The organism is Nocardia sp. CA-135398 (assembly GCF_050955845.1).
GTDB lineage: Bacteria > Actinomycetota > Actinomycetes > Mycobacteriales > Mycobacteriaceae > Nocardia.
This window is the reverse complement of sequence record NZ_CP192084.1, coordinates 1464277-1490030: the sequence shown is the minus strand read 5'-3', so window position 1 is coordinate 1490030 and position 25754 is coordinate 1464277. Positions and strand designations below refer to the sequence as shown.

The window sequence follows — 25754 nt, the reverse complement described above, 5'->3', positions numbered from 1 at the left end:
GTTAGTGTCATGGTGTGGCTGCTTCCCAACGTGTGCGAACCCGGGTGCCCGCGCCGCATCGTTCGATCCTGCCCTCGGTGCCGGGTATTCCGGCCGGGGCGGCGGTTCTGATCGCGGTGGCGTGCACGTTTTTGGGGTTCCTGATCGATGCCCACGGCGAGAACAACGAGCTGACCGGGACGTTCAACACGTTGTACGTCCTGGGCTGCGTCGCGGCGGTGCTCGCCGTTCGCTATCGCGGGCTCTTCACGACGATGGTGCTGCCGCCGCTGTTGCTGTTCGTCGCGGTGCCGCTGGCTTATCAGCAGCTGATCGGTCATGCTTCCACCGGCCTCAAGGACATCCTGCTGAATCTGGCGATCCCGCTGGTCAATCGCTTCCCGATCATGGCGCTGGCAACCGTGCTGGTGCTGGCCATCGGCGCCGGGCGGATCCTGCTACACAGGCGCGAGGAAGCCGCCGGACGCGCCGACGAATCCCGCCGCGGCACCAGCTGGGGCCGCAGCAGCGCACCCAAACGCACCAGGTCCGAGCGCGGCGACCGCGGTTCGCTCGCCGATGCCGCGCGCCGCCGCACCCGCCGCCCGCAGGTCGATACCGCCGACCTCGATACCGACCTGCATCTGCCGCGCCCGAGCCGGCGCGGGAGTTCGGAAGTAGCAAATACCCCGCCGCGCGTCGGCGGCGCCGCGAAACGGGCCGAGGGTGACGAACGCCCGAGCCGCGAGCGTCGATCGAGCACCCGTGCGGCCCGCCCGGCCACGGCCGCGGGTCGAAGCGAGGCCGAACCGAGCCGAGCCGCCCGCCCGGCCACGGCCCGAAGCGAGGCCGAACCGAGCCGAGCGGCGCGCTCCACTGCGGCAACCCCTCGGGCCGAGGGTGATTCGCCCCGGGCCGCCGCGACCAGGCGGCGCGGGGAAGCCCCGCCGCCACACCCGCAGCCCAATGTCCGCTACCGCGAACGTGATTCGAGCCGCACCGAGCGCCGTCGGCCGGAAAACCTCTAACCGCACCGAAGCGGCAGCTACTCGACGGGACTAGCCCCCCCACTGTCACATCCGCGTGCATACCGACCGCGACTGCGACCGCATCACTCCCTGGAATACCGCTGCCCGGCTCGACAACCTTGGCCAGACACGCACCCGGCCCACCCCCTTCAGCACGCCGCAGCCACCACCGCAGGCACCACCGCAGGCACCACCGCAGGCACCACCGCAGGCACCACCGCAGGCACCACCGCAGGCACCACCGCAGGCACCACCGCAGGCACCACCGCAGCGCAGCGTTCCGCGCGCTGCCTCGAAGGCTGTTGGCGACTCAGTGGCACAAACGCACAGCACTGGTAGGAAGCCGATATCAACGCTGCACAGAGCCGCCGGGAGGCGCCGTCAAGGCGGCACAGCGCGGCCCTGCGGCAGGGTTGCCCGCGCCGTTCCCAGTTCGGGCGACACGTGCGAACCGATGTCGTTGCCGTGTGTGCCGTAGCGGGTGCATCAGGATCTGCTCGACACCAACCCCGACGAGGTGATCAGGTTCCTGGCGGTGTGAAGGTCGATGGCGCAGCTCAACAACACAAACACAGCACCCGGCGCAGCGCTGATACGGCGTTGCTTGAAGCCGACGGCGCAGCTCAACGTCGCGAACCACGCAGCGCCCAGACGCGAAGCCCGGAAACCGCAGCGCAGCTCACCGACGCGACGCGCGCAGCTCCCGAGGCAGTGCGAATACCAATGTCTCGTTGGCGGTCGTGACCGGCTGCACTTCACCGAAACCGTGCTCCGCCAACATATCCAGCACACCACGCACCAGAATGTCGGGCACGGACGCACCGGAGGTGATGCCGACGGTGCGCACACCGGCCAGCCATGCCGGGTCGACCTCGCGGGCGTAGTCCACCAGGTATGCGGCCTTCGCGCCCGCGTTGAGCGCGACCTCGACCAAACGCACCGAATTCGACGAGTTGCGCGAGCCGACCACGATCACCAGGTCGCATTCCGGCGCCATCGCCTTGACCGCTACCTGGCGGTTCTGGGTGGCGTAGCAGATATCGTCGCTCGGCGGATCCTGCAGTCCCGGAAAACGCTGGCGCAGCCGCTGCACCGTCTCCATGGTCTCGTCGACGCTGAGCGTGGTCTGGGAGAGCCAGATCACCTTGGACTCGTCGCGCACCGTGACCCGGTCGACAGCATCCGGGCCGTCGACCAGCTGCACATGCTCGGGCGCCTCCCCCGCGGTGCCTTCGACCTCTTCGTGCCCCTCGTGACCGATCAGCAGAATGTCGTAGTCGTCACGGGCGAAGCGCTTGGCCTCCTGATGCACCTTGGTCACCAGTGGGCAGGTCGCATCGATCGTGCGCAGATTGCGCGCAGCCGCCGACTCGTGCACCGCGGGTGAGACACCGTGCGCGGAGAACACGACCAACGCGCCCTCGGGCACCTCATCGGTCTCGTCGACGAAGATCACACCCCGCTCACGCAGCGTCTCCACCACGTGGCGGTTGTGCACGATCTCCTTGCGCACGTAGATCGGCGCGCCGTGCTTCTCGAGCGCCTTCTCCACCGTCTCGACCGCGCGGTCCACACCCGCGCAGTAGCCGCGCGGTTCGGCTAGCAGCACGCGCTTACCACCATCGGCATCGACGGATCCGGAACCGGCCGAGCTGGCGATTCCGACGTTCAAAGGGATGGCCGAAGACATGCCCCTCAGCTTACGTGCGGCCGATGGATGTCGGGCGGCCGGTCAGGTCGTTCTCGACACACTCGCGCCGGGCGAGAATCCAGCCCGGATGATGCAGGACAATGTGTCTGTGACACCAGTGCTTTGCATAACATCCCGTATCGGGCAGGCTAGGAGCATGTTTCGACCACCGTTCCTGGCCCGGGTCGCCGCCGGCGCCGCCGTATACGCCATCGAAGAAACCCGTCGGCTACCAACTGCCGCAATGAATTTCCCGATCACCGCGATCAGCCAGATGCTGCAGACCACCATGCACGTCCAGCAGTTCGTGACCAGCCTCGCCCTCAAGGGCGACGGCGTATTCGACCGTCTCACGAACACCCCGGTCGAGCAGCCCGACTGGGCCACCTTCGACGAGGACACCGAGCCGGAGTTCACCGCACCCGCCCGCGCCAGCCGTTTCGACCTGTACGCCGAGGACGAACCGACCGACTTCGCCGCCGATGCCGCCCGCGTCGGTGAGACCAATGGTCACTCCACCCCGGTGCAGACCATCGCCGTACCGGAAACCGAGGTTGCCGAGGCCCCCGAACCCCAGCCGGAGCCCGAACCCGAGATCGTCGAGCCCGAGGTGGCCACCCGCTACGACTACGCCAATATGACCCTGGCCCAGCTGCGCGCCCGCCTGCGCATGCTGACGGTCGAGGACCTGAACGCGCTGCTCGAGTACGAACAGCGCACGCGTGCCAGGGCGCCGTTCGTGACCATGCTGACGAACCGGATCGCCACCGTGCGGGCTCAATGACGGAACCCCCGGCGTCTTCGTCGACGGTTGGCCGGGAATCCGCCGGCCAACCCGACCGAGCGGCTCCCGCCAACTCCGCCGAACACCCGTGGCCGGTGCGTTCGGTCGCCATCAAGGTCGCGCAGTGGATCGATCGGCTGGGCAGCATCTGGGTTGAGGGCCAGATCACCCAGATCAATCTGCGTCCCGGCACCAGCACCGCATTCCTGGTATTGCGCGATACCGCCGCCGATATGTCGCTGTCGGTGACCTGTCATCCGGATCTCATCCGCCGCTCCACCGTCCCGCTGCAAGAGGGCAGCCGGGTTGTGGTCTACGGCAAGCTGGCGTTCTTCACCGGTCGCGGCACGATTTCCTTGCGCGCCATGGAGATTCGCCCGGTCGGCATCGGTGAACTGCTGGCCCGCATCGAACGGTTGAAGGCATTGCTCGTCGCGGAGGGACTATTCGATCCCCGGCTGAAGCGGCCGATCCCGTTCCTGCCCAAGACAATCGGCCTGATCACCGGCCGAGCCAGCGCCGCCGAGCGCGATGTGCTGACCGTGGCCCGAAATCGTTGGCCCGCAGTGCGTTTCGAAATCCGCAATACGGCGGTGCAGGGGCCGAGCGCGGTGCCGCAAATGGTGCAGGCGCTGACCGGACTCGATCGCGATCCGACCGTCGAGGTCATCGTGCTGGCCCGCGGCGGTGGCAGTGTCGAGGATCTGCTGCCGTTCTCCGATGAGACGCTGTGCCGCGCGATCGTCGCCGCGACCACACCGATCGTCAGCGCGATCGGACACGAACCCGATAACCCGCTGTGTGATCTGGTCGCCGACCTGCGCGCCGCGACCCCCACCGACGCCGCCAAGCGCATCGTGCCCGATGCGGCCGCCGAACTGGCCGGGGTCCGCGATATGCGCGCCCGCGCCGCCGCCGCACTGCGCGGCTGGGTCGACCGCGAGACCAGGGCCTTGGCCCAGCTGCGTTCGCGGCCGGTGCTGGCCGACCCGCTGCGTGAAATCGACCGCCGCTACGACGAGATCGAACGCCTGCGCACCGCCGCCCGCCGCACCGCCGAACATCTGATCGGCACCGAAACCACCGCAACCCGGCACCTGCGCGAAAAACTCACTGCGGTTGGTCCGGCCGCGACGCTGGCCCGTGGCTACGCTGTCGTGCAGCGCGTCAGCGGTAGCGAGCGGCATGTGGTCCGGTCGATCGAGGACGCGCCCACGGGCAGTCAGCTGCGGATCCGGGTCGCCGACGGCGCCATTTCCGCCGCCGCGCTGGGTACACAGGCGCTCGGTACCCGAGCATTGGGCAAGACCGACACAGGGAGGAACTGACCTTGGCCGACCCCGGCAAGGACGAGGAGCTGGCCGAGATCTCCACCTTCGGCTACGAACGCGCCCGCGACGAATTGGTCAACGTCGTCAAAATGCTCGAACAGGGCGGCCTCGACCTGGACGAATCCCTCGCGCTGTGGGAGCGCGGCGAAGCGTTGGCCACCCGCTGCGAGGAACATCTGGCGGGCGCACGTCAGCGGGTCGAGAACGCGCTCTCGCGCACCGACCTCGAAAGCGACGAATGACCATCCGCCGCTCCACCCGTTCGGGCGAGCCGCTAGCGCTTTAGCGGCTGAGCCGCATCTATAGCCGCAGCCAGCGTGGTGAACGCGGCGTGGTTGCCCGCACCGGTGATCAGTACTCGGGACTGGCCGAAGTCGGCGATCCACGCCGTCTCGGAACCCTGTTCGGCGTAGACGACCCACTTCTGGTCGCCTACCTGCTCGGTGCCGGTGCCGTAGCGGGAGCCGAGTACGAAGCGCGACAGCGCCTCCTCGGTCGCACTGCTCTGGCTCATCCGCATATAGGTGCCCTGCGGTGTGATGAAACCAACAGTGCTGACCGGCCCGCCGCCGGTGGTGGTGATCGTGTCGCGGCTACCCGAGTTCGGGGTCCAGTGTTCGGGCAGGCTCGGATTGCGGATCGGGAAAGGCATCGTCTTCGCGTCGTTGGTGAGCGCGGCAGTCACGTCGAAGTGCGGAATCTGCCCCTGCGTCGGCCCTTTCCCCGCGAAACTGCACTGGCTGGCGAGTCCGGCGAAGACCACGGCGATCAGTACCAACGGGATCAGTGACCAGAACAGATCCCGGTAGTCGTTGAGAATGCGTGGTTTTTGGTACGACACGTTCCCAGTATCCACGCCCGGTCGGCACGCTCGTCCCCAGGTGGTCCGAGATCTGGCCGACCTTTTCGAGCGACCGGCAAGCAATCGCTACGGGTAGTACCTGATCGGGAACGGTCGCGCTTCTGAGAGAATCAGCGGTAGCAACGACCGTAGGAGGCACACCGTAATGACGGCATCTTCGCCCGCACCCAGCCGCCGCGAGGCACCGGACCGCAACCTCGCGCTCGAACTGGTCCGGGTCACCGAGGCCGGTGCGATGGCCGCGGGTCGCTGGGTCGGCCGCGGCGATAAGGAAGGTGGCGACGGTGCGGCCGTCGACGCCATGCGGCAGCTGGTCAGCTCCGTTTCCATGCGCGGCATCGTGGTCATCGGTGAGGGCGAGAAGGACGAAGCGCCCATGCTCTACAACGGTGAACTGGTCGGCGACGGCACCGGTCCCGAGGTCGACTTCGCGGTCGACCCGATCGACGGCACCACCCTGATGTCGAAGGGTTCGCCGGGCGCCATCGCGGTGCTGGCGGTCGCCGAGCGCGGCGCGATGTTCGACCCGTCCGCGGTGTTCTACATGCACAAGATCGCGGTCGGACCCGATGCGGCGGGCGTGATCGATATCTCCGCCCCGATCGGCGAGAACATCAGCCGGGTTGCCAAGGCCAAGAGCCTGTCGAAGTCCGATCTCACCGTCTGCATCCTGGACCGGCCGCGCCACGCGGAATTGATCCAGCAGGTCCGCGACGCGGGCGCGCGCATCCGCCTGATCTCCGACGGTGACGTCGCGGGCGCCATCGCCTGCGCGCGCCCCGACTCCGGCACCGACATCCTGGTCGGCATCGGCGGCACCCCCGAAGGCATCATCGCCGCCGCCGCGATGCGCTGTATGGGCGGCGAACTCCAGGGCATGCTCGCCCCGAAGGACGACGAGGAACGTCAGAAGGCCATCGACGCCGGCCACGATCTCAGCCGCATCCTCACCACCAATGACCTGGTCGCGGGCGACAATGTCTTCTTCTGCGCGACCGGCGTCACCGACGGCGACCTACTACGCGGCGTCCGCTATTTCCCCGGTGGCGCCTCCACCGAGTCCATCGTCATGCGCTCCAAGTCCGGCACCGTCCGCATGATCGACGCCTACCACCGGCTCACCAAGCTCCGCGAATACTCCTCGGTCGATTTCGTCGGCGACGAGGATGCGGTGCCGCCGATGCCCTGATCTTCTCGAATTGCGTCGAGCCCGGTCCGTTTCGGATCGGGCTCGATCTTTCGGCATGTGCGGTGCTCGTTCCACGACGGTAAGCTCCGGAATCCCCAGTAGACCAAGGAGATCCGTTGGCAATCATCGGGAAGCTGCTGAAGAACCGCCGCGCCGGAGAGCAGGGCCTCGCCTGGCATCTGCCGAACCTCGCCGCCGACGCGACCTTCGAAGTCACCAGTGCGGATTTCAGCCATGAGTCGCCACTACCAAAGGTGCACGCGTCCAAGCGGATCGGTGGCCGAGACGCATCCCCCGCGCTCGCATGGACCGTTCCCGACGGTACCGCCCAACTTCTCCTGGTGGTCGAAGATCCGGACGCACCAATGGGATTGCCGTTCGTGCATTGCGTGGCGCTGCTGGAACCGACCCTCACCGAACTGCCACAGGACGCGCTGCGCGCCGACGATCCCGCGCCAGGCGTTCACATCCTCCGCTCCGGCTTCGGCCGCGGTTACCTGGGTCCGGCCCCGATCAAAGGACACGGACCACACCGCTACGCCTTCCAGCTCTTCGCCCTTCCCGAGCCGATCGACACCGTTGGTGGCAAGCCTGCCACGGACGCGAAACCCCGCGAAGTCTGCTCCACCGCAAAGGCAGTCGCCCGTGGGCGGATCGATGGATTCTACGAACGGCCGTGAACAAGTCGATCTCGCCCAGGGCCCAGGCAACCCCTGGCGTATCAGGGCGCTCATCCAGCCAGCGCATCAGCACTTCGGACTCGCCTTCCAGGTAAGTTGTCGTCGACCCCATCGCCTTATTCCCGACGGCGACGCCGCGTGTGCTGTGCGAATCGCCTCAGGCGTGGCAGCCCCACGGCGGGCGTATGCGGCATAGGGTCGGAATTATGACGACCGAGGAGACGCAGTACCGGATCGAGCACGACACCATGGGGGAAGTTCGGGTTCCCGTGCACGCGTTGTGGCGGGCGCAGACCCAGCGGGCGGTAGAGAACTTTCCGATCAGCGGGCGCGGGTTGGAACGCGCGCAGATCCGGGCGCTCGGCCTGCTCAAGGCGGCGTGCGCCAAGGTGAACAAGGATCTGGGACTGCTCGATCCGGCCAAGGCGGATGCGATTATCGCCGCGGCGAATGAGATCGCCGAGGGCCTGCACGACGACCAGTTCCCGATCGATGTCTTCCAGACCGGCTCGGGCACCAGCTCGAATATGAACGCCAACGAGGTGATCGCCTCGATCGCCAAGGCCAATGGCGTGAGCGTGCACCCGAACGACGACGTCAATATGTCGCAGTCGTCGAACGACACCTTCCCCACCGCGACCCATCTCGCCGCCACCGAGGCCGCGATCAAAGACCTGATCCCGGCGCTGGACCATCTGCGGCTGGCGCTGCTGGACAAGTCGACCGAATGGCGCACCGTCGTGAAGTCCGGCCGCACCCATCTGATGGATGCCGTGCCGGTGACCCTCGGCCAGGAGTTCGGCGGCTACACCCGCCAGGTCGCGGCGAGTATCGAACGCATGATGGCGGCGCTGCCACGGCTCGGTGAACTGCCCATCGGCGGTACCGCGGTCGGCACCGGTCTCAACGCGCCCGCCGGTTTCGGCGCGAAAGTCGTTGCCGAACTGGTGCTGTCGACCGATATCGATGCACTCTCCGAGGCCAAGGACCACTTCGAGGCGCAGGCCGCCCGTGACGGTCTGGTGGAGGCGTCCGGCGCGCTGCGCACCATCGCGGTGAGCCTCACCAAGATCGCCAATGACATTCGCTGGATGGGTTCGGGCCCACTGACCGGTCTCGGCGAGCTCCAGTTGCCCGATCTGCAGCCCGGTAGTTCGATCATGCCCGGCAAGGTGAATCCGGTACTGCCCGAGGCGGTTACGCAGGTGGCCGCGCAGGTGATCGGCAATGACGCGGCGGTCGCCTTCTCCGGTGCGAGCGGCGCATTCGAGTTGAATGTCTACATCCCGGTGATGGCGCGCAATCTGCTCGAGTCGATTCGACTGCTCGCCAACGTGTCCCGGCTGTTCGCCGATAAGTGCATTCGCGGACTGGTCGCCAATGAGGATCATCTGCGCACCCTCGCGGAATCGTCACCGTCGATCGTGACGCCGCTGAATTCCGCCATTGGTTACGAAGAGGCGGCCGCGGTCGCGAAAGAGGCACTGAAGCAGAAGAAGACCATCCGCCAGACCGTGATCGATCGCGGTCTGCTCGACGAGAAGCTGACCCTGGAGGAACTCGACCGCCGCCTTGATGTGTTGTCGATGGCCAGGGTCGAGGACGGAAAGTAAAAGAACCGGTCGGCGCACGAACCGTGCGCCGACCGGCCTCGAGAATCAGGCCAGCGACCCAGCCCGCAGATGCGCGAGTTCCGCCCGCGCCTTCGCACCGTCCGCACCGATATCGGTGCGGGTGAAGAACTCCCACCGCTCCAGCAGCGGACCGAAGACCAATTCGTTTTCCTTGGCACGGTCGTAGATGCCCGCCTCGGCGAGTACATCGTCGCTGCTGCGCCCATCGGACAATGTCACCGACGGCACCTCGAACCGCGCGACGCTGTCGGCGATGGCGCGCATCGTCTGATCCGGTGCGATGCCGAACGCCGCGGTGACCAGGTCGGCGAAGAAGATCGACTGCAATTCATCGTCCAGCGCGATCCGCTCGGCGATGGCGGTGACCATCTTGTTCTCCCCGAGCGCAGCGGTGTTGCGATGCCGGATGGCGGCGGCCGCCTCCTCGAACGCGCAGGTGGCGAGCACGTCGAGTAGGTGTAGTGCGGGACGCCGGAAGCCCTTGGTCATCTGGTCCATCCGCAACCGCTCCAACTGCACCGGGTCGACCGACCGGGTGACCATGAGGTAGTTGCGAATCATGATCTCGTGCCGGTTCTCCTCGGCCGTCCACCGGCCGACCCAGCGCCACCATGACCCGGTGCGCAGGTACTTGCCGACCTCGCGATGGTACGAGGGCAGGTTGTCCGCGATGAGCACGCTGACCGTCAGCGCCAGCTTGGCGGTCTCGCTCAACTCGGACTGCTCCGGCTCCCAATCGATTCCGCCGAGGAAGCCGAAGTTGCGGCCGTCGTCCCACGGCACATAATCGTGCGGCTGCCAGCCGTCGGCGGCGGCGATGTGGCGGCGCAGATTCAGCTCCACCTCATCGGCGAGGGACGCGAGCAGTTCGCGATCGGTCAAGAGAGTTTGCACTAGCACAACCTAGCGGCTGGGCCCCGCGATGCGGGGATCTACGAATAGGGAATCGGTACCGGCGTCCGAGCGTACAAGCACCAGCTCTTTCGAGCGAACCGCGAGCACTCACCAATAATGGCATGTGAGCGCCCGGACGCCGGTGCGGATCAGGACTTCGGCGTAACGGTCGTAGTGCCGTCCACCCAGGTAATGGTGCCGCCGACGAAATCGCTCTGCTTGCCGCCGGGGATGTCCTTCTCGTCGCTGGTCGGATAGCCGAGCTTGCCGCCGACGCCGCCGTTGTCTTCCCACGCCTTACGGATTTCGCCCCAGACGATATGCGCGCCGTTGTCCTTGCTCCAGACGATCGCCCCACCGGTGAAGTCCTGCCACTCGCCGTCGTTGGGGGTGTCCTCATCCTCCCGCAGCGGAGCGCCGAGCGGACCGCTCGGGCCGCCCGACTGCACGTACTTGTCGAAGATGATGCCGGAGACGGTGATATCGCCGCCCTGCGTAGCGATCTTGGTCTCCTCCGCCGCGCCGGACCGGCGCTCCTCGCCGTGCGGTGCCGCCGAAGTCGCCGTCAGGGACGCGACGGAGTTCTTGTCCTTGTCGTCGTCATTGCCGCAGCCGGTGGCCAGCAGCAGTGCTGCGGCCGCGGTGACGGCGGTGAATCCAGCCGTTCGTCGAGCGAAGTGGTGCATTTCCATCCTCTCGAAAGTGGCTCTACCGATGCCACCGCGGACACGGTGACGTCGCGCGTAGCCTAGGCCGATGTCCTGCAACGGCCCGGCGAATCGATAGAGACTCGCCGGGCCGCTGCTGAACAGGTATCACGCGGATATTACCCGCCTGATTGTGATTGGAAACACACGCTGGATAGTTGCCACTATCCGCTATGCACTCGGGCCGTACTCCTCCAACATCTCGGTGACCAGCGCCGCGATCGGCGACCGTTCGCTACGGGTCAGTGTGATGTGCGCGAAAAGCGGGTGCCCCTTGAGCTTTTCGATCACCGCGGCGACACCGTCATGCCGACCGACCCTTAGGTTGTCGCGCTGGGCCACATCGTGGGTGAGCACCACCCGCGATCCGGTGCCCAGTCGGCTGAGCACCGTCAGCAGCACATTGCGCTCCAGCGACTGCGCCTCGTCCACGATCACGAACGAATCGTGTAGCGAGCGACCGCGAATGTGGGTGAGCGGCAAGACTTCCAACATGTCGCGGCTGAGCACCTCCTCCATCACCTCGCGACTGGCCAACCCGTCGAGCGTGTCGAAGACGGCCTGCGCCCACGGGCCCATCTTCTCGCTCTCCGATCCCGGCAGATAGCCGAGATCCTGCCCACCGACCGCGTACAGCGGACGAAACACCACCACCTTGCGTTGTGTGCGACGCTCCAGCACCGCCTCCAAACCGGCCGTCAGGGCCAGCGCCGACTTGCCGGTACCGGCCCGCCCGCCGAGCGAGACGATGCCGACGCTCTCGTCCAACAGCAGATCCAGTGCGATGCGCTGTTCGGCCGAGCGGCCGTGCAGTCCGAACGCCTCGCGTTCACGCACCAACTGCACCCGCTTGTCCGGCGTGACCCGACCCAGGGCGCTGGAGCTTGCGCCGAGCAACCGGATTCCGGTGTGGCACGGCAGTTCCCGCGCCTCGTCCAGATCGATCGCGGTCTCGGCGTAGAGCTGATCGATCTGCGTTTTGGAGACATCCACCTCCACCATTCCGGACCAGCCGGAGGTCACCACGTCCTGGGCGTGGTATTCGTCGGCGTGCAAACCCACCGCACTCGCCTTGACGCGCAAGGGAATGTCCTTGGACACCAGCACTACCTGACGGCCCTCGGCCGCCAGATTGAGCGCACAGGCCAGGATGCGGGAGTCATTGGTGTCGGTGCGGAATCCGACCGGAAGTACCGCGGGGTCGGTGTGGTTGAGTTCCACCTGCAGCGTTCCGCCCTCGGTGCCGATCGGCACCTGCTGATCCAGCCTGCCGTGCTGCAGACGCAGATCGTCGAGGTTGCGCAGGGCTTCCCGCGCGAACCAGCCCAGTTCGTGATGGTGGCGCTTACCTTCGAGTTCGCTGATCACGACCAGCGGTAATACGACATCGTTTTCGCCGAACCTGGTGAAAGCCCAGGGATCCGACAGTAGGACCGAGGTGTCGATGACGAAGGATTTGGCACCGGAATTCTGGGAATGCGAGGGGCGGGCCCCCTTCGCGGCGGCTTCGCCTTTCGCGGAGCTGGAGTGCGCCGAGGGAGCGGGAACGGAGCGTGCAGCAGTCACGGTGGGCTCCTTTATGTTCGCGCGGCACCCGCACGAACGATCTCGCTGGACCGGTCCGTCCTGATGGGATCCGACTTGCGTCAGATGCCCAGAGGGCCGGGTGCCGGCCCTCTCGTACTGAGTAGCTCAGTCACGGTTCAGGACCTCCCGTACGAGCCACAACAACGCGGCCCGCACCAACGACGCTACCGCCGACTGGCCGGTCTTCGCTCGGGCACAGGTAGGCGTGTCCGTGAATTTGTCGTTAACCGTTCACGGGGTGTGTTGCTTTGTGTTCCGTGACCTGCTGGATTGCTCCGGCAGGGTTGGCCCGCAACCATGGTTTCGGGTCTTCCCGTGGCGATACCACCGCCCGGCATGCCGGGCCTTACACGGTTTCCATCGGGCATGTTTACCGTCCCGCCGCAACTCTGCGTGGACGCCAACACCGCCAGATTCCGGGCAGCGTTGAGATCACGATCCAGCACCAGAGGGCACCGATCGCAGACGAACAACCGCTCGGACAGGGTCAGCTTGGCTTTCACCGAACCACACGCCGAGCAGGTTTTGGAGCTCGGATAGAACCGATCCGCGACCACCAGCCTGCCTCCGTGGCGGCGGGTCTTGTAGTCGAGCTGTCGCCGCAACTCACCGAATCCTGCGTCGGCGATGTGCTTGGCCAGACGCCGATTCTTCAGCATGCCCGCGACATTGAGGTCTTCCACGACGACGATGCCATAGCGGGCGGCCAGCGCAGCGTTGAGCTTGTGCAGTCCGTCGCGGCGCATCGCCGCCACCCGCCACTCGAGCCGCGCGCCTCGGGCGTTGACCTTCAGCCAGCGTTTCGACGGCGATACCCCATGTTTGCGGTCGGGTCCACGGCGGCGAGCACAGGCCCGGGCCAAGCGCCTCCGTTGCCGCTGCACCCGCTGGTAGTGCCGCGGATTAGGCACCCTTGCCTCGGTATCGGTGACACCGGGCACCCTCTGCGAGAGGACAGCAAGGGTTTTCACCCCCACGTCCACACCGATCCGAGCGTGAGAGCGAGCCGGGGGCTGGTCGTGGCGCTGAACGTGGACGGTGAGCGACACCCACCAGCGCCCACCCCGGTGCGTGATCGTCATCGACCCGAGCCGTGCGGTCCCGTTCGACAAGCGCCGCCTCAGTTTCCGTGTCGATTCGCCGGTGCGCACAGACCCGACCCGCGGAATCCTCACCCGACGAGAACACTCACCGAGACCATAGGAACCGGTGGTGACGGTAAACGATTGGCGCGCACACTTCTTCCTTCGGCGCGGCACACCCATCCTCGGCCCCGGCCGGGTCCCCCGCCTGGAGGCCGCATGGTTGGCGAACGCCTTGGCCAGCCGCGCCAGCCCCGACGCGTAGGCCTCCTTGCTGTTCTCACGCCACCACGGCGCGATCCGATCCGTCTCCGCGTTCCACGCCTTACGCAGACCGTAGGCAGACAGCTCCATCCACGGGGTCAACTCGTCGTCGGGAACGCCGTAAGAGGCTTCCGCCTTACGCTGATTCCAGTTGGCCAGCACTCTACGCAGGCCCCAGTTGTAGGCGAAACGCGCTGCCCCGCAATGGGACCGCAACAACTGCTCCTGATCGAACGTCGGTTCCAACGCGAAACGATAGGCCTGCACCATCAGATCCGTCACCGGACCGGACAGCGCGGACAAGGACTCCAATTCGCTCACATGTTCGAGGCTGAGCAACCCGGGCGCGACACAGCAAACCCGGACACCCGACACGCCAACACTATCCACCCCGCACAGAGACAACTCAACCAAGCAATACAAACCGCCAGACAACTCAGAATCCAACCGCTGGTGACACTCGAAAGGGTCGGTGTCGGAGCGATAGAGTCGCAGGTATGGCCGGTAACGAGGAGTTGGAGAAGCTGTCGTCCAAGGAACTGCACGACCGTGCGGTCCGGCTCGCGGCGCGACGCGGCGACATCAAATATCTGTGGCGGCTACTGAAGTCGATTCCGGCCGCCGAGGCCGCCGCGGGCAATCTCGGCGAGAGCGAGGCCGATATCAAATACGTGCTGCCGATGATCGACGACTACATCCACGCGGGCGACGGCAAGATCGCCGAGGTCCTGCGTCCCTATTACCTCGAGTACTTGGCCAAGCACACCTGAGTTCCGCACCCAGCGCTCGACGAGGGCGCCGACAATAGTCGAAGTGGCGGCTGTCGCGGCAGCCCGGAGCCACGATTCGACTACCGTCGCGACCAGCCGAGTGGGGGTCAGCGGCGAGGCAGCGCGGCGCGCAAGAGTCCGACGGCGGTACCGCGCAGGAAGTTCTCCCAGCTGAAGTGGTCGTGCCACAGGATGATTCGGCCGTCACTCAGTTCGAAGGTGCCGCAGACCCAGAACGCGATCCGCAGCGGGCCGACGCGCAGGATGTCGGTGCGGTCGGTCAGCACGAAGTCGCCGTCGGCGGCGATGTGATGCATTTCGGCCGCGAAGCCGATGGTGTCGCGGTTCAGCCCGCGCAGGATCTTGCGCGTGAGGCCGCCGCCGACCGTCGGAAGTGAGGTGTTCTTCCAGACGACATCGGGGTGCAGGAGGTCCAGTGCCTCCTCCACCGCACCGATCTCGAGTGCGGCGAAGAACTCCCGCACCGTGGTGATCACGTCCTGCTCGAGTTCCAGTTCGTCGGTCATGCACTGAGCCTAAGCCGCTAGGGTCGGCGGCGGTCCGCGATGAGGACACCTAGACCATCGAGAATTCGGTCGATGCCGAAGCTGAGCGCATCGCCGGGGCCGTCGATCGCCGGTGGTCCGCCGGTGGCGGCGGCTTCCTCGGCGAAAGCAGCCGAGACCAGCGGAAACCGGTCACCGGCGGCGGCCATCATCTCGGCGAACTGGCCCGCGATCTGCTGTGCCGTCTCCTGACGTCCCTCGGTTGTCACCTGCTGCACGATGCTGCGGATGTGTCCGTTGAGCAGCACGATGGTGTCCAGCCGCTCGGGTCCGGTCAAACCGGTGCCGTCGAGTGCGGTCAACGCGGCGTTCATCCAGCCCATTTCATTGGGGCCGATCGCGCGCACGCCGATGGTCAGAGTGATCGACCAGGGGTGTGCGCTGTAGCGCTCGAAGATCGTCTCGGCCCAGCGACGCAGCCCGGCCCGCCACGGCTTCTCATCGGAATCGTGTTGCGCCGCAACCACATCCGGCGGCTCGCCCATCGCGGCATCCACCATCAGCGCGGTGAGCTGCTCCTTGCCCGGCACGTACCGGTACAGCGACATCTTGGTGAAGCCGAGGCGCTCGGCCAAGCGCTGCATGGACAGATTCGCCAGTCCTTCGGCATCGGCGAGCGCGATGGCCTCCGCGACGATCCCCTCCAGCGACAGCGCGGGCTTGGGTCCGCGCTTGGGTCGCTGCTGGGTGCCCCAGAGCAGTTCGACGGTGGTCGGTGCAGGCATTTCCACATCCTTACGCATCGCGTGTTGACAAGTAACTGTGTCCACCATACTCTAATTCGTGTCCGGCGGATACAGATTCCACTGGACGCAGATACTGACTCGGGAGACATCATGCGCAACAAGACCGTTCTCATCTCCGGCGCGAGCATTGCCGGCCCCGCACTCGCCTACTGGCTGAACCGCTACGGATTCGCCGTTACGGTGGTCGAGCGCGCGCCGCAACTGCGACCCGGCGGACAGGCCGTCGACTTCACCGGCGAAACGCACCACAGGGTGCTCGAGCAGATGGGCATCCTGGACGAGATCTACGCGCACCGCACCGGCACCACCGATATCGCGATCGTCGACGGCAATGGCGAGCAGCAGGCGCTCATCTCCGGCGATTTCACCGGCGGCGACGTGGAGATCCTGCGCGGGGATCTGGCGCGGATCATGTACGAAAAGACCTACCAGGATTGCGAATACGTATTCGGCGACTCGATCAGCGCGCTGACCGAGACCGACGACGGTGTGTGGGTCGAATTCGAGAAAGGCGTACCGCGCAGTTTCGATCTGGTCTTCGGCGCCGATGGCATCCATTCACGGGTACGGCGTCTGGCGTTCGGACCGGAAAAGGAATTCGTCAAGCACCTCGGCCACTACTACTGCGTCGCCGGTGCGAGCCCGTGGGCGACCAAATCCGAGGGCACCCCCGAGCGGATGACGGCATACGGCTACAACGAGCCGGGCAAATGCGTCATCACCGGCGGCTCGAAGGCACAGCAGCTCTACATCTTCGCCTCGCCCGAACTCGACTACGCTCGTGACGACATCGACGCGCAGCGACACATCGTCGAGAAGACGTTCGCCGAGGTCGGCTGGGAGGCGCCGCGCATGCTCGCCGAAATGGCGGAGTTCGACGACTTCTTCCTGGACTCGATCAGCATGGTGCGCAAGATGAAGAGTTACAGCCGGGGGCGGGTCGCGTTGGTCGGCGATTCGGGCTACGGAAACACCATGGGCGGCTTCGGAACCGGACTCGCGGTGCAGGGCGCCTACATCGTGGCCGGTGAACTCGCGCTCGCCGACGGCGACTACCGGATGGCCTTCCGGCGCTACGACGAGCTCATGCACTCGCTCGGCAAACTCGTGGACTACAGCAATGCGGGCCGCTTCTTCGCGCCGAAGACCGCGCTCGGCATCAAGTTCCGCAACTGGTTCCTGCACTCGTGGATGTTCGACAAGATGGTGAAAATGACCGACAACGTCAAGACCATCGAGCTGCCGGACTACCCGGCACTGGTCGCGGCCGCCGATGCGAACTGACATCGGTACCGTCGGCACCCTTCAGCGGAACCGGATGGTCTGGTGCGGCGGAATCGGCTGCGTTTCGATGGAACCAGGGCGGGGTCGAGCGCGTCTATAGGGTCAGACGGCACTGACGGAAGGGGCTGGCTCGGCCATGACAGCACAAATGGACGGCCGCGCGATCACCAATCCCGAGAACGCGCAGAACTTTTCACACGCGGAGATCAAACAAGCAGCCGACCAGATGAATCCGGACGGACTGGCCGGTGCGTTCGATGCCTGGGCCACCATCGCGGCGGCGGTGACCAAGGCCGGACAGCAGTTCGAAACCGCGATCAAGCAAGCGGTGGACCAACATTGGGAGGGCGCGGCGGCAGACCGAGCGGTGCGCGGCATTCGCGAGTATGCCGCGCGGGTCGGTGAGTTGGGTGAGTCACTGGATCAGCAGTCGACGCCACTGTCGGCGGCGGGGAGTGCGGCGGGGCGATTCAAGGTGGCGGTGCCGCCGGTGGTTACCAGCTCGGAGGGTTCGCGAGGGCCTGAGCTGCGAAATTCGCGGGAGGAGCAGGCTCGGGACGATATGAGTAGGTTTTATGTCCAGCCTTATGGGATTGCGGCGCTGGCGATTCCGACTTTGCCGCCGCCGGTTGATCCGATTTCTGGGGTGTCGGGGGTGGTTCCTTGGGGTTCGGCGGGAGGGAGTGGGGAGTCTGGCCGGGCAGGGGGAGCGGGTAAGGCCGAGGACACTGGCGGGACTGGTGATTCCGGCAACGCATTGGGGACGAGTAGCGCGGAAGGTGCTGGTGGGGCTGGGGAGACCGGCACGGCGGAAGACACTGGCAAGGCCGGCGACTCCGGCAAGGCAGGGGAAACGGGTAAGGCCGAGGACCCCGGCGGGGCTGCGGGTTCCGGCAAGGCAGGAGGAACGGGGAGCGCGGAGGGCACCAGCGGGGCTGGGGGAACGGGTATAGCGGCGGTCACTGGCAGAGCCGGAGACTCCGGCACGGCGACGGGTCAGGCCGAGGACACCGGCGGGACTGCGGAAACCGGCACGGCGGGAGACACTGGCGAGGCCGGCGACTCCGGCAAGGCAGGGGGAACGGGTAAGCCCGAGGACGCTGGCGGGACTGGTGAAGCCGACAAGGCATTGGGAACGAGTAGCGCGGAGGTACCCGGCGGGGCTGGGGAAACCGGCACCGCGACGAACACTGGAGACTCCGGCAAGGCGGGGGGAACAAGGGGCGCCGAGGGCACCGGCGCGGCTGGGGATACAGGCACGGCGGAGGGCACCGGTAAGAGCGGGGATCCGGGTAATGTAAAGCAAACAGACAAAGCCGAAGCCGTTGCTCCGCAATCTATTTCGTCGCCCCCCGTTAGCGGACCGCCGACCACCCCAGCCGTGGACACCCCTACTTCCTCGAATACCACCGTCCCGCCGACGGCTGCCACACAGGCCTCACCAACCACCGGCCCATCGACCGGAATCCCGCCGGGGACCTCACCCTCGACCGGTACCTCACTGGGTCCCGGAAGTGCCGCCAGTCTCGGCAGCACGCCCAGTCCAGGCAATGGGCCCAGTCTCGGCAATGCGCCCGGCCCAGGCGGCACGGCCAGTCCTGGCAGTACGCCCGGCACCGGCAGTACGCCCGGCCCCGGCAGTACCCTCGGTCTCGGCAACGCGCCCGGCCACGGCAACGCGACCCCCGGCAGTGCGCACAGTCCCGGCGATGCCGCCGGTCCCGGCAACGCGGCTCGTCTCGGCAACACGGCCAGTCCCCACAACGCGGCCAGTCTCCGCAACGCGGCCAGTCCCGACAGTGCGACCGGTCTCGACAGTGCGGCCAGTCCCGGCAACGCGGCCAGTCCCGACAGTGCGACTCGTCTCGGCAACGCGGCCAGTCCCGGCAACGCGGCCAGTCCCGACAACGCGGCCAGTCCCCACAACGCGGCCAGTCTCCGCAACGCCACCGATCCCGGCAACGCGACCGATCCCGGCAACGCGACCGGTCTCGACAGTGCGACCGGTCTCGACAGTGCGGCCAGTCCCGGCAACGCGGCCGGTCTCGGCAATGCACCCGGTCTCGACAGTGCGACCGGTCCCGACAACGCGGCCAATCCCGATAGTGCGGCCAATCCCGACAGCGCGGCCAGTCCCGACGATGCGCCCGATCCCGGCAACGCGCCCGATCCCGACAGTGCGGCCAGTCCCGACAGTGCGGCCAATCCCGACAGCGCGGCCGGTCCAGGCAACGCGGCCGGTCCCGACGATGCGGCCAGCCCCGGCAATGCACCCGATTCCGACAATGCGGGCAGTCCCGACAGTGCGGCCAATCCCGACAGTGCGGCCAATCCCGACAGCGCGGCCGGTCCAGGCAACGCGGCCGGTCCCGACGATGCGGCCAGCCCCGGCAATGCACCCGATTCCGACAATGCGGGCAGTCTCAGCAGCGCGCCCAGTCCCGGCAGTGCGCACAGTCCCAATATCGCCGCCAGTCTCGACAACGCGGTCGATCCTGGCAATTCGCACAGTCCCGATCGTGCGCATCCTGGTGGGGCGCCGAACATCGGCGAGGCTCCGGGGGGTGGTCAGTCGGTGCAGGGCACCGCAGTGGGAGCGATGGCGACTCAGCCGACCAGCGGTACGCCGAGCGGGGTAGAGGCGACGGGTGCTTCCGGATACTCCGGGATGTTTCCGCGAGGCGCGCGTGGGCGACTGGGCGAGGATGGTGAACACAGGTCTGCTAAGTACCTGCGTACTGAGGAGCACGGTGAAGAGCTCGTCGGCGAGGTGGAGAAGACCGTGCCGCCCGTGCTCGGGGCGCAATGATGACGCAGTGGACCTTGTCTGCCGAGCAGTTCGCGGCGGCCTGGTTCGGCACCGGCCTGGACCGCATGCCCTTTCCGTTTCGCTTCACCAGCCGTTTTCCCTTGCTCCACGAATATCGCGCCTACCAGCGGCAATTCTGTGCCGAGCTGGCCCGTGAAGACAATGCGTCGCTGCGGCGCGCGATCGGGGTGCTCGCCGAACCCGAGTGGCGCATCGAACTGTTCGGCATCGATAACACTCGCGGCGGGATCGAACTGCGTGCCATCGGCTGCGCCACTCGCACCGGACCGGGCGTCATCGCGCTGCAGGCGCCCGCCCCGGATGGCGGCAAGGTTCGGCTGCGTCGCGTCCGCATCGACCAACTCGCCACCGAACTGATCCGCCTGCTCCCCGATCCCGCACCCGGCACCGCTGCCGAAAAGAGTTATCTCCTAGACGATCTCAACGACGACCGCCCCGACCCCTTCGGCAACTCCCCCGCCCGCGCCATCCAGGATCGCTATCGCCGCTTCTGGCGCCAACCCTGCGACACCAGCGGCGCTGTCACCGTTCTGGTCGGTCCTCGCAATGCCGAACCCCTGCGCACCGGAAAACTCCGCTGGATCGACACCAAGGCCGGCCGCTACTGCGAAGTCCCTGCCAACCGCGCCCTCATGATCCGCCCATGCACCAGCACCGACATCATCCGCTACCTCGACGACTCCATCGTCCGAGCCAAAGCCCGCGTCGACCAATAGGACTCACGAGCGGAGCAGGGCCGAGGAGGACCGAGACAGCACCACCCACATCCCCCGTCCGCTGGCACTTCTACAACGTCGAGGGAAATCCGCTCACCGACAGCGACTACCAATACCTGCTACACCGCGACGACACGGCCAACCATACGCCTACACCGCGGCCGCCATCACTCTGAATCCTCCTGCCGCCGAACCGAACTCGGCGCACTCAGCGCTGTCGCATACTCAGTGACTACCTCACACAGGCTATACCTTGTGCGAGGTAGTCACTGGGTCTGCGACAGGCACAGATAAGGTGATCGATTGCGCGACAAGATATTTCGCGGAGGTGACACCGTCCCGAACCGCCTGCTGCCGATAGCGGGCCGCCACGGAACACCGTGCGCATAGCAGCTCTCGCGCGGGTGGGTTCGATCAGGCTTCGAATACATCCCCGGCCGATGCACGCATGAGTAGCTCAGCGGGCCGAGTCCTTCGACGCAAGGAACTCCCCCAAACGAATTCGCCTGGGAACCCGAGCGAACCGCAGCCGGATTCCCAGGCGAAGACAGGCTCAGCCGAGCAGATGCCAATCCTCGAGGCCGTTGTAGAGCGGCAGCTCCCGAGCCAGCTTGGTGACGCGAGCACGCAGCGCATCGACATCGGAACCCCCCGCCAGTGCGGTGGCGATGATGTCGGCGACCTCGGTGAACTCGGCATCCCCGAAGCCACGGGTGGCCAGCGCGGCGGTGCCGATGCGCAGGCCGGAGGTGACCATCGGCGGGCGCGGATCGAACGGAACGGCATTGCGGTTCACCGTGATTCCGATTTCGTGCAGCAGATCCTCGCCCTGCTGACCGTCGATCTCGGAGTTGCGCAGGTCGACGAGCACCAGGTGCACATCGGTGCCGCCGGTGAGCACGCTGATGCCCTTGTCCTTGACATCCGCGCCGCCGAGCCGCTCGGCCAGAATCTTCGCACCGGACAGGGTGCGCTCCTGACGCTCCTTGAATTCGGCGCTCGCCGCGATCTTGAACGCGACGGCCTTCGCGGCGATCACATGCATGAGCGGGCCGCCCTGCTGACCGGGGAACACCGAGCTGTTGAGCTTCTTGGCGTACTCCTGCTTGGCCAGGATCAGCCCGGAGCGCGGACCACCGAGGGTCTTGTGCACGGTGGAGGACACCACATCGGCGTAGGGCACCGGCGAGGGATGCAGACCGGCCGCGACCAGACCGGCGAAGTGCGCCATATCGACCCACAGCTTCGCGCCGACCTCATCGGCGATCTCCCGGAACGCCGCGAAGTCCTGGTGCCGCGGGTAGGCGGACCAACCGGCGACGATCACCTTCGGGCGCGAGCTGAGCGCGGTCTTGCGCAGCTCCTCCATATCGATGCGGTGGTCTTCCTTGCTGACTCCGTAGGAGTGCACCTCGTAGAGCTTGCCGGAGAAGTTCAGCCGCATGCCGTGGGTGAGGTGACCGCCGTGCGCGAGGTCGAGGCCGAGCAGTCGGTCGCCCGGCTCCATCAGCGCCATCAGCACCGCGGCATTCGCCTGCGCGCCGGAATGCGGCTGCACGTTGGCGAATTCGGCGCCGAAGAGTTCCTTGGCGCGATCGCGGGCGAGGGTCTCGACGACGTCGACGTGCTCGCAGCCACCGTAGTAGCGACGGCCCGGGTAGCCCTCCGCGTACTTGTTGGTGAGCACGCTGCCCTGCGCCTGCAGCACGGCGCGCGGCACGAAGTTTTCCGAGGCGATCATCTCGAGGGTGTCGCGTTCGCGGGCGAGTTCGCCTGCCATCGCGGCAGCGAGCTCCGGATCGAGCTCACCAAGGGATTGGGTATTGACAGAGGCGGTCGTCTGCGTCACCCGGTCGAGTCTATTGGCCGTCCGCGCCGCGCCGATCAGGGGGTTCTGTGTCTCGGTATGCATCGCAACCTCCGTGGTCCTGGTGCCAAGGAGTGCGCACCCCAAGGCCCATGAGCCCGGCACCCAGGCGCGCGGTGCGGGGCGAGGGTGCTTCCCGGTGGTTGCTTCCACCTCGAGTGCGCCAGTCGCGGTCCCGTCATCTTATCCAGGGGTCGGCGACGAGCCGAGACCCGTCAAGCCCCGAGTACAGCGGACCGCAACAAGGCGGTGAGGTGGACTTGCGCGTCGTCGAGCGGCCGGGTCGATTTCAGCGCCCGGGATTGAATGATGGCGCCCTCTAGCGCACTGATGACGAATCCGGCCAGCGACCGCGCCTGCTCGGCCGATAAACCCTTGTCGCGCAAGCCGTTCGCGAGCTGATCGGTCCAATCGGTGAACACGGTGCCCGCGGCGGCCTGCACCCGCGGTTCGGATTCGGCAAGTGCGGCGCCGACGATCGGGCAGCCAGCGGTGAACGCGGACTTTTCGAGTGTGCGCTGCCACCATCCGATGAGCGCGGCGATCCACTGCTCGGCGGTTCCGGACCCGGTGATCTTGTCCATCACCGCGGCGAGGCGTTCACCGGCGGTTTTGGTCGCGACCTCGACCAGCTCGCTCTTGCCGGATGGAAAGTGCTGGTAGAGCGAGTTACGGGAGGCCCGGCCGCGTTCCAGCAGGGCGGCGAGCCCGGCGGCGTGCACGCCCTGTTCGCGCACCAGATCGATGGCGCTCTCGATCAATCGGTCGCGCGGCCCCGGGGTCATGGCCATCCTCCTCGCCCATTGCTTGCGTGAACCGATCGGTCCATGCTCCAATCATGACAGATGTGAACCGATCGGTTCATCGAAAGGACGGATTTTCATGAGTGCACCGACCGATCTGGCGCAACTTTCCGGACTCGAACTACTGCGCACCGCGATGACGACCGACGAGCGGCCGCCGTTCATCGGCGATCTGCTCGGCATGGAGGTCGAGGAACTCGAGTTCGGCAAGGCGGTCTTCGGACTGCGGACCCGGGCCGATTTCGCCAATCCACTCGGCACCACACACGGCGGCATCTGCGCCACCCTGCTCGATTCGGTGATGGGCTGTGCGGTGCACACCACGCTCGATGCCGGTGTGGGCTACACCACGCTGGAACTGAAGATCAACTACATCCGCGCGGTACCCACCGACGGCCGTCGCCTGATCGCGACCGGCACCACCATCCACGTCGGCCGCACCACCGCGACCGCCGAGGGCCGCGTCGTGGACGAGCAGGGCAAGTTGGTCGCGCACGGCTCCACGACCTGCGTCATCTTCCGCTGAGGGAGCGCGAGTCATGAGTCGACGCACCACTGAAGCCGCCGCGCGCAAGTTTCGTCGGGAACGATTCATCGGGCGCTATCTCGCCAATCCCGCTGTCGGACTGCTCGATCGGATCGGCGTCCGCTCCTCGATGCTCGCCGAGTTGGAGACCATCGGCGCGAAATCGGGTCAGCCGCGTCGCGTGCCGGTCACGGTTTCGATCGATGACGAGGGCGCATGGCTGATCTCCCAGCACGGCCACCGCGCGGGCTGGGCCCGCAATATCGCGGCGAACCCGCAGGTCCGGCTGCGTCAGGGCAAGCGCTGGTACACCGGAACCGCGGCATTCGTCCCCGATGACGATGTGGTCGCCCGCGCCAGGTCCTTCGCCAAGGGCAGCGCCGCCGAATCGGCCACGGCCTGGACGATCAAGGCGTTGGAATCCGACCCAATCTCGGTCCGCATCACCTTCACCGCAGGCTGAGGACGCATTCACGCTCGCCGAACGGGGCACGCGAGAGCGCAGTATCCAAGTGCATACCCGTCGCACGGGGCGCGTTCGCTGGGCGGCCGAGGCGGCGGCTGCGCCGTCATCCAGTGATCACATCGCGCGGAGGGCGCCGGGGGTGAGGGGTTCGTCGAGGAGGCGGCGGAAACGGTCGGCGCGGTCGTCGGCGTCGACGGCGCGGTCCAACCAGCTGCCGAGCAGGCGGTAGCCCTCGACGTAGGTGCTGATGTAGGCGCGCCAGAGCGGTGAGGACAGGAAGCGCAGGGATTGGCGGGCGCGTTCCTGGGTGGTCAGGCCCCAGCGCTGCAGGAATTCGGCGACCTCATCGGCATCGCGGCGCCGATCGTGCAACAGCAGTGCGGCGTCCTGCCTGACCCCGAGCAACTTCGCCGAGGCATTCGAAAGCTCTTCGGCGCGTTCACCTTCGAAACGCAGACCCAGATCGGCGTAGATCTCCTGCGCCCACTTGCCCCAACCGGCTCCGACGATCGAGCGCAGCGCCAGATCCGCCAGTCCCTCCGCCATCAGGCACTGCGGGGTGTTCACCAGGAACAGTGTCTGCTCGGCCTGGCCGTTCGCGATCAGACCGGCCTCCTTGCGGCAGTGTTCGGTGTGATGTCCCGGATAGGCCTCGTGCGCGATGAGGCCGGGCAGATGCGCCATATGTTGTTTGAGATCGGAGTTGATCGCCACCCGCGAGTGGTAGTTGCCCAGGTAGTAATTGAAGCCGGACCAGGGCTTATCCCCCACCACCTCATAGGTCACATGCTCATGGTCGGGCAGCGGATAACGCTCGCGCACCCGTTCCCGCAGCGCACCGGAGAACGCCTCGACGCACACACTCAACCGCTCCGGCGGAATCTCATCAGCCTTGCGGAATGCGGTCACCCGCTCGGCGAGTGGTCCGTCACCGGGCAGCACCTCGTCCATCAGGCGGTGCGCGTCGCGGTAGTCCTCGACATCACCGGGTGCGATATCGACATCGAAGTACGCGCGCACCTCGTCGATGAATCCGATGTCGTCACCCGCGAACTTGCGACCCGAGCATTCCAGCGCGCGCAGGTGCACATCGAGGAATTCGGTCCGCTGCCGCGGCAGTCCGGCCGCGGGCAGTTCCGCACGCAAGGCCGCCGCCCGCCGCGCCAACTCGCGCGGCTCGGGTGCGGGCGCGTTCTCCACCTCGCGGCGCAGCGCCGGATCACCGGTATAGGCGTCGACGAAACCTTCCTCGAGCCGGTCGAATGCCAAGCCGAGCCGCAGGTACTCGGTCACGAGGGGATGCGCTTCCATGTCCGCCGACATTAGCCGCTGACGGCCATGTCATCGACCGGTTACCACCCCGTATCGGCACCCCGCGTTTCACACGATGTTGACGCAGAGCAGAATTCGGCTATGCGAGAGCTGGACCGAATCTCATACAGTCGGCGCGCGACGTATGCGTGTTTGTC

General features: G+C 66.5%; 24 protein-coding genes and 1 riboswitch. Of the genes, 13 read left to right on the top strand and 11 right to left on the bottom strand.

All coding sequences use genetic code 11. The features are described from left to right. The first annotated feature begins 14 nt into the window (after positions 1-14). Positions 15-1007 carry a DUF6542 domain-containing protein gene (locus ACQP1T_RS06645; protein ID WP_433759055.1) on the top strand — a complete coding sequence of 331 codons (993 nt, stop codon included), beginning with the start codon at positions 15-17 and terminating at the stop codon, positions 1005-1007. Between the two features lie 679 nt (positions 1008-1686). On the opposite strand, the gene ACQP1T_RS06640 is transcribed toward ACQP1T_RS06645, so the two are convergent. After that, on the bottom strand, positions 1687-2697 hold the full coding sequence (locus ACQP1T_RS06640) for a 4-hydroxy-3-methylbut-2-enyl diphosphate reductase (protein ID WP_433759054.1): 1011 nt from the start codon (positions 2695-2697) through the stop codon (positions 1687-1689). A gap of 157 nt (positions 2698-2854) precedes the next feature. Here ACQP1T_RS06640 and ACQP1T_RS06635 point away from each other — a divergent pair, with 157 nt between their 5' ends. The 3 genes from ACQP1T_RS06635 to ACQP1T_RS06625 are packed head-to-tail and all read left to right on the top strand — an operon-like array spanning position 2855 to position 5054. After that, positions 2855-3481: a lipid droplet-associated protein gene (locus tag ACQP1T_RS06635; protein ID WP_433759053.1), complete on the top strand. Its 627-nt coding sequence runs from the start codon at positions 2855-2857 to the stop codon at positions 3479-3481. Beyond that, complete coding sequence (gene xseA / locus ACQP1T_RS06630; RefSeq protein ID WP_433759052.1) at positions 3478-4809, top strand: exodeoxyribonuclease VII large subunit; 1332 nt, start codon at positions 3478-3480, stop codon at positions 4807-4809. Before ACQP1T_RS06635 ends, xseA begins: the two co-directional genes overlap by 4 nt. Positions 4810-4811: 2 nt before the next feature. Then, entirely contained in the window at positions 4812-5054 is a 243-nt protein-coding gene (locus ACQP1T_RS06625) for an exodeoxyribonuclease VII small subunit (protein ID WP_433759051.1), read from the top strand. 32 nt (positions 5055-5086) lie between these two features. On the opposite strand, the gene ACQP1T_RS06620 is transcribed toward ACQP1T_RS06625, so the two are convergent. Continuing rightward, on the bottom strand, positions 5087-5653 hold the full coding sequence (locus ACQP1T_RS06620) for a DUF4245 domain-containing protein (protein WP_433759050.1): 567 nt from the start codon (positions 5651-5653) through the stop codon (positions 5087-5089). Between the two features lie 166 nt (positions 5654-5819). Here ACQP1T_RS06620 and glpX point away from each other — a divergent pair, with 166 nt between their 5' ends. The 3 genes from glpX to ACQP1T_RS06605 all read left to right on the top strand — a co-directional run bounded on the left by glpX (position 5820) and on the right by ACQP1T_RS06605 (position 9156). Next, the gene (glpX, locus tag ACQP1T_RS06615; RefSeq protein ID WP_433759048.1) at positions 5820-6863 is read left to right on the top strand and encodes a class II fructose-bisphosphatase; all 1044 of its coding nucleotides are present in this window, start codon (positions 5820-5822) and stop codon (positions 6861-6863) included. A 116-nt stretch (positions 6864-6979) separates the two neighbouring features. Next, positions 6980-7543, top strand: a complete 564-nt coding sequence (locus tag ACQP1T_RS06610) for a YbhB/YbcL family Raf kinase inhibitor-like protein (protein WP_433759047.1) — start codon at positions 6980-6982, stop codon at positions 7541-7543. 206 nt (positions 7544-7749) lie between these two features. Beyond that, on the top strand, positions 7750-9156 hold the full coding sequence (locus ACQP1T_RS06605; RefSeq protein ID WP_433759046.1) for a class II fumarate hydratase: 1407 nt from the start codon (positions 7750-7752) through the stop codon (positions 9154-9156). A gap of 45 nt (positions 9157-9201) precedes the next feature. Here the strand turns inward: ACQP1T_RS06605 and ACQP1T_RS06600 are convergent, their stop codons facing one another. The 4 genes from ACQP1T_RS06600 to tnpB all read right to left on the bottom strand — a co-directional run bounded on the left by ACQP1T_RS06600 (position 9202) and on the right by tnpB (position 14032). Further along, positions 9202-10071, bottom strand: a complete 870-nt coding sequence (locus ACQP1T_RS06600; RefSeq protein WP_433759045.1) for an acyl-ACP desaturase — start codon at positions 10069-10071, stop codon at positions 9202-9204. Positions 10072-10220: 149 nt separating this feature from the next. Beyond that, the gene (locus ACQP1T_RS06595; RefSeq protein ID WP_433759044.1) at positions 10221-10763 is read right to left on the bottom strand and encodes an LGFP repeat-containing protein; all 543 of its coding nucleotides are present in this window, start codon (positions 10761-10763) and stop codon (positions 10221-10223) included. Positions 10764-10949: 186 nt separating this feature from the next. Then, on the bottom strand, positions 10950-12344 hold the full coding sequence (locus ACQP1T_RS06590; protein WP_433759043.1) for a PhoH family protein: 1395 nt from the start codon (positions 12342-12344) through the stop codon (positions 10950-10952). 185 nt (positions 12345-12529) lie between these two features. After that, a complete protein-coding gene (gene tnpB, locus ACQP1T_RS06585) occupies positions 12530-14032 on the bottom strand; it encodes an IS607 family element RNA-guided endonuclease TnpB (protein ID WP_433759042.1) in 1503 nt (500 codons plus the stop codon). A 176-nt stretch (positions 14033-14208) separates the two neighbouring features. On the opposite strand from tnpB, the gene ACQP1T_RS06580 reads away from it, so the two are divergent. Further along, positions 14209-14481: a hypothetical protein gene (locus ACQP1T_RS06580; RefSeq protein ID WP_063036470.1), complete on the top strand. Its 273-nt coding sequence runs from the start codon at positions 14209-14211 to the stop codon at positions 14479-14481. A gap of 107 nt (positions 14482-14588) precedes the next feature. On the opposite strand, the gene ACQP1T_RS06575 is transcribed toward ACQP1T_RS06580, so the two are convergent. After that, a complete protein-coding gene (locus ACQP1T_RS06575; RefSeq protein ID WP_433759041.1) occupies positions 14589-15008 on the bottom strand; it encodes a limonene-1,2-epoxide hydrolase family protein in 420 nt (139 codons plus the stop codon). A 17-nt stretch (positions 15009-15025) separates the two neighbouring features. Further along, complete coding sequence (locus ACQP1T_RS06570; protein WP_433759040.1) at positions 15026-15772, bottom strand: TetR/AcrR family transcriptional regulator; 747 nt, start codon at positions 15770-15772, stop codon at positions 15026-15028. Between the two features lie 111 nt (positions 15773-15883). On the opposite strand from ACQP1T_RS06570, the gene ACQP1T_RS06565 reads away from it, so the two are divergent. The 3 genes from ACQP1T_RS06565 to ACQP1T_RS06555 all read left to right on the top strand — a co-directional run bounded on the left by ACQP1T_RS06565 (position 15884) and on the right by ACQP1T_RS06555 (position 20623). Next, entirely contained in the window at positions 15884-17077 is a 1194-nt protein-coding gene (locus tag ACQP1T_RS06565) for an FAD-dependent monooxygenase (protein WP_433759039.1), read from the top strand. 136 nt (positions 17078-17213) lie between these two features. Beyond that, positions 17214-19886 carry a hypothetical protein gene (locus ACQP1T_RS06560; protein WP_433759038.1) on the top strand — a complete coding sequence of 891 codons (2673 nt, stop codon included), beginning with the start codon at positions 17214-17216 and terminating at the stop codon, positions 19884-19886. Then, positions 19883-20623 (top strand): ESX secretion-associated protein EspG, encoded by a 741-nt coding sequence (locus ACQP1T_RS06555; protein WP_433759037.1) that lies wholly within the window; start codon positions 19883-19885, stop codon positions 20621-20623. Before ACQP1T_RS06560 ends, ACQP1T_RS06555 begins: the two co-directional genes overlap by 4 nt. A gap of 553 nt (positions 20624-21176) precedes the next feature. Here ACQP1T_RS06555 and glyA read toward each other — a convergent pair. Next, positions 21177-22472, bottom strand: coding sequence for a serine hydroxymethyltransferase (gene glyA, locus ACQP1T_RS06550; RefSeq protein ID WP_433762010.1), 1296 nt, complete (start codon positions 22470-22472; stop codon positions 21177-21179). Between the two features lie 114 nt (positions 22473-22586). Continuing rightward, positions 22587-22671, bottom strand: a riboswitch (ZMP/ZTP riboswitch). 34 nt (positions 22672-22705) lie between these two features. Next, complete coding sequence (locus tag ACQP1T_RS06545; RefSeq protein ID WP_433759036.1) at positions 22706-23275, bottom strand: TetR/AcrR family transcriptional regulator; 570 nt, start codon at positions 23273-23275, stop codon at positions 22706-22708. Between the two features lie 97 nt (positions 23276-23372). Between ACQP1T_RS06545 and ACQP1T_RS06540 the strand changes: the two genes are divergently transcribed. Then, positions 23373-23819: a PaaI family thioesterase gene (locus tag ACQP1T_RS06540; RefSeq protein WP_433759035.1), complete on the top strand. Its 447-nt coding sequence runs from the start codon at positions 23373-23375 to the stop codon at positions 23817-23819. Positions 23820-23832: 13 nt separating this feature from the next. After that, complete coding sequence (locus tag ACQP1T_RS06535; protein ID WP_433759034.1) at positions 23833-24282, top strand: nitroreductase family deazaflavin-dependent oxidoreductase; 450 nt, start codon at positions 23833-23835, stop codon at positions 24280-24282. A 117-nt stretch (positions 24283-24399) separates the two neighbouring features. On the opposite strand, the gene ACQP1T_RS06530 is transcribed toward ACQP1T_RS06535, so the two are convergent. Continuing rightward, positions 24400-25596 carry a DUF885 domain-containing protein gene (locus ACQP1T_RS06530; RefSeq protein ID WP_433759033.1) on the bottom strand — a complete coding sequence of 399 codons (1197 nt, stop codon included), beginning with the start codon at positions 25594-25596 and terminating at the stop codon, positions 24400-24402. Between the last annotated feature and the right edge of the window lie 158 nt (positions 25597-25754).

What these genes read in the sequence shown, in the direction of transcription:
- ACQP1T_RS06565 (WP_433759039.1), top strand. Translation starts at nt 15,884, where the DNA reads ATGCGCAACAAGACCGTTCTCATCTCCGGCGCGAGCATTGCCGGCCCC.
- ACQP1T_RS06555 (WP_433759037.1), top strand. Translation starts at nt 19,883, where the DNA reads ATGATGACGCAGTGGACCTTGTCTGCCGAGCAGTTCGCGGCGGCCTGG.
- ACQP1T_RS06560 (WP_433759038.1), top strand. Translation starts at nt 17,214, where the DNA reads ATGACAGCACAAATGGACGGCCGCGCGATCACCAATCCCGAGAACGCG.
- ACQP1T_RS06570 (WP_433759040.1), bottom strand. Translation starts at nt 15,772, where the DNA reads ATGCCTGCACCGACCACCGTCGAACTGCTCTGGGGCACCCAGCAGCGA.
- ACQP1T_RS06540 (WP_433759035.1), top strand. Translation starts at nt 23,373, where the DNA reads ATGAGTGCACCGACCGATCTGGCGCAACTTTCCGGACTCGAACTACTG.
- ACQP1T_RS06635 (WP_433759053.1), top strand. Translation starts at nt 2,855, where the DNA reads ATGTTTCGACCACCGTTCCTGGCCCGGGTCGCCGCCGGCGCCGCCGTA.
- glpX (WP_433759048.1), top strand. Translation starts at nt 5,820, where the DNA reads ATGACGGCATCTTCGCCCGCACCCAGCCGCCGCGAGGCACCGGACCGC.
- ACQP1T_RS06535 (WP_433759034.1), top strand. Translation starts at nt 23,833, where the DNA reads ATGAGTCGACGCACCACTGAAGCCGCCGCGCGCAAGTTTCGTCGGGAA.
- ACQP1T_RS06530 (WP_433759033.1), bottom strand. Translation starts at nt 25,596, where the DNA reads ATGGAAGCGCATCCCCTCGTGACCGAGTACCTGCGGCTCGGCTTGGCA.
- ACQP1T_RS06580 (WP_063036470.1), top strand. Translation starts at nt 14,209, where the DNA reads ATGGCCGGTAACGAGGAGTTGGAGAAGCTGTCGTCCAAGGAACTGCAC.
- ACQP1T_RS06595 (WP_433759044.1), bottom strand. Translation starts at nt 10,763, where the DNA reads ATGGAAATGCACCACTTCGCTCGACGAACGGCTGGATTCACCGCCGTC.
- ACQP1T_RS06640 (WP_433759054.1), bottom strand. Translation starts at nt 2,697, where the DNA reads ATGTCTTCGGCCATCCCTTTGAACGTCGGAATCGCCAGCTCGGCCGGT.
- ACQP1T_RS06545 (WP_433759036.1), bottom strand. Translation starts at nt 23,275, where the DNA reads ATGACCCCGGGGCCGCGCGACCGATTGATCGAGAGCGCCATCGATCTG.
- ACQP1T_RS06605 (WP_433759046.1), top strand. Translation starts at nt 7,750, where the DNA reads ATGACGACCGAGGAGACGCAGTACCGGATCGAGCACGACACCATGGGG.
- xseA (WP_433759052.1), top strand. Translation starts at nt 3,478, where the DNA reads ATGACGGAACCCCCGGCGTCTTCGTCGACGGTTGGCCGGGAATCCGCC.
- ACQP1T_RS06575 (WP_433759041.1), bottom strand. Translation starts at nt 15,008, where the DNA reads ATGACCGACGAACTGGAACTCGAGCAGGACGTGATCACCACGGTGCGG.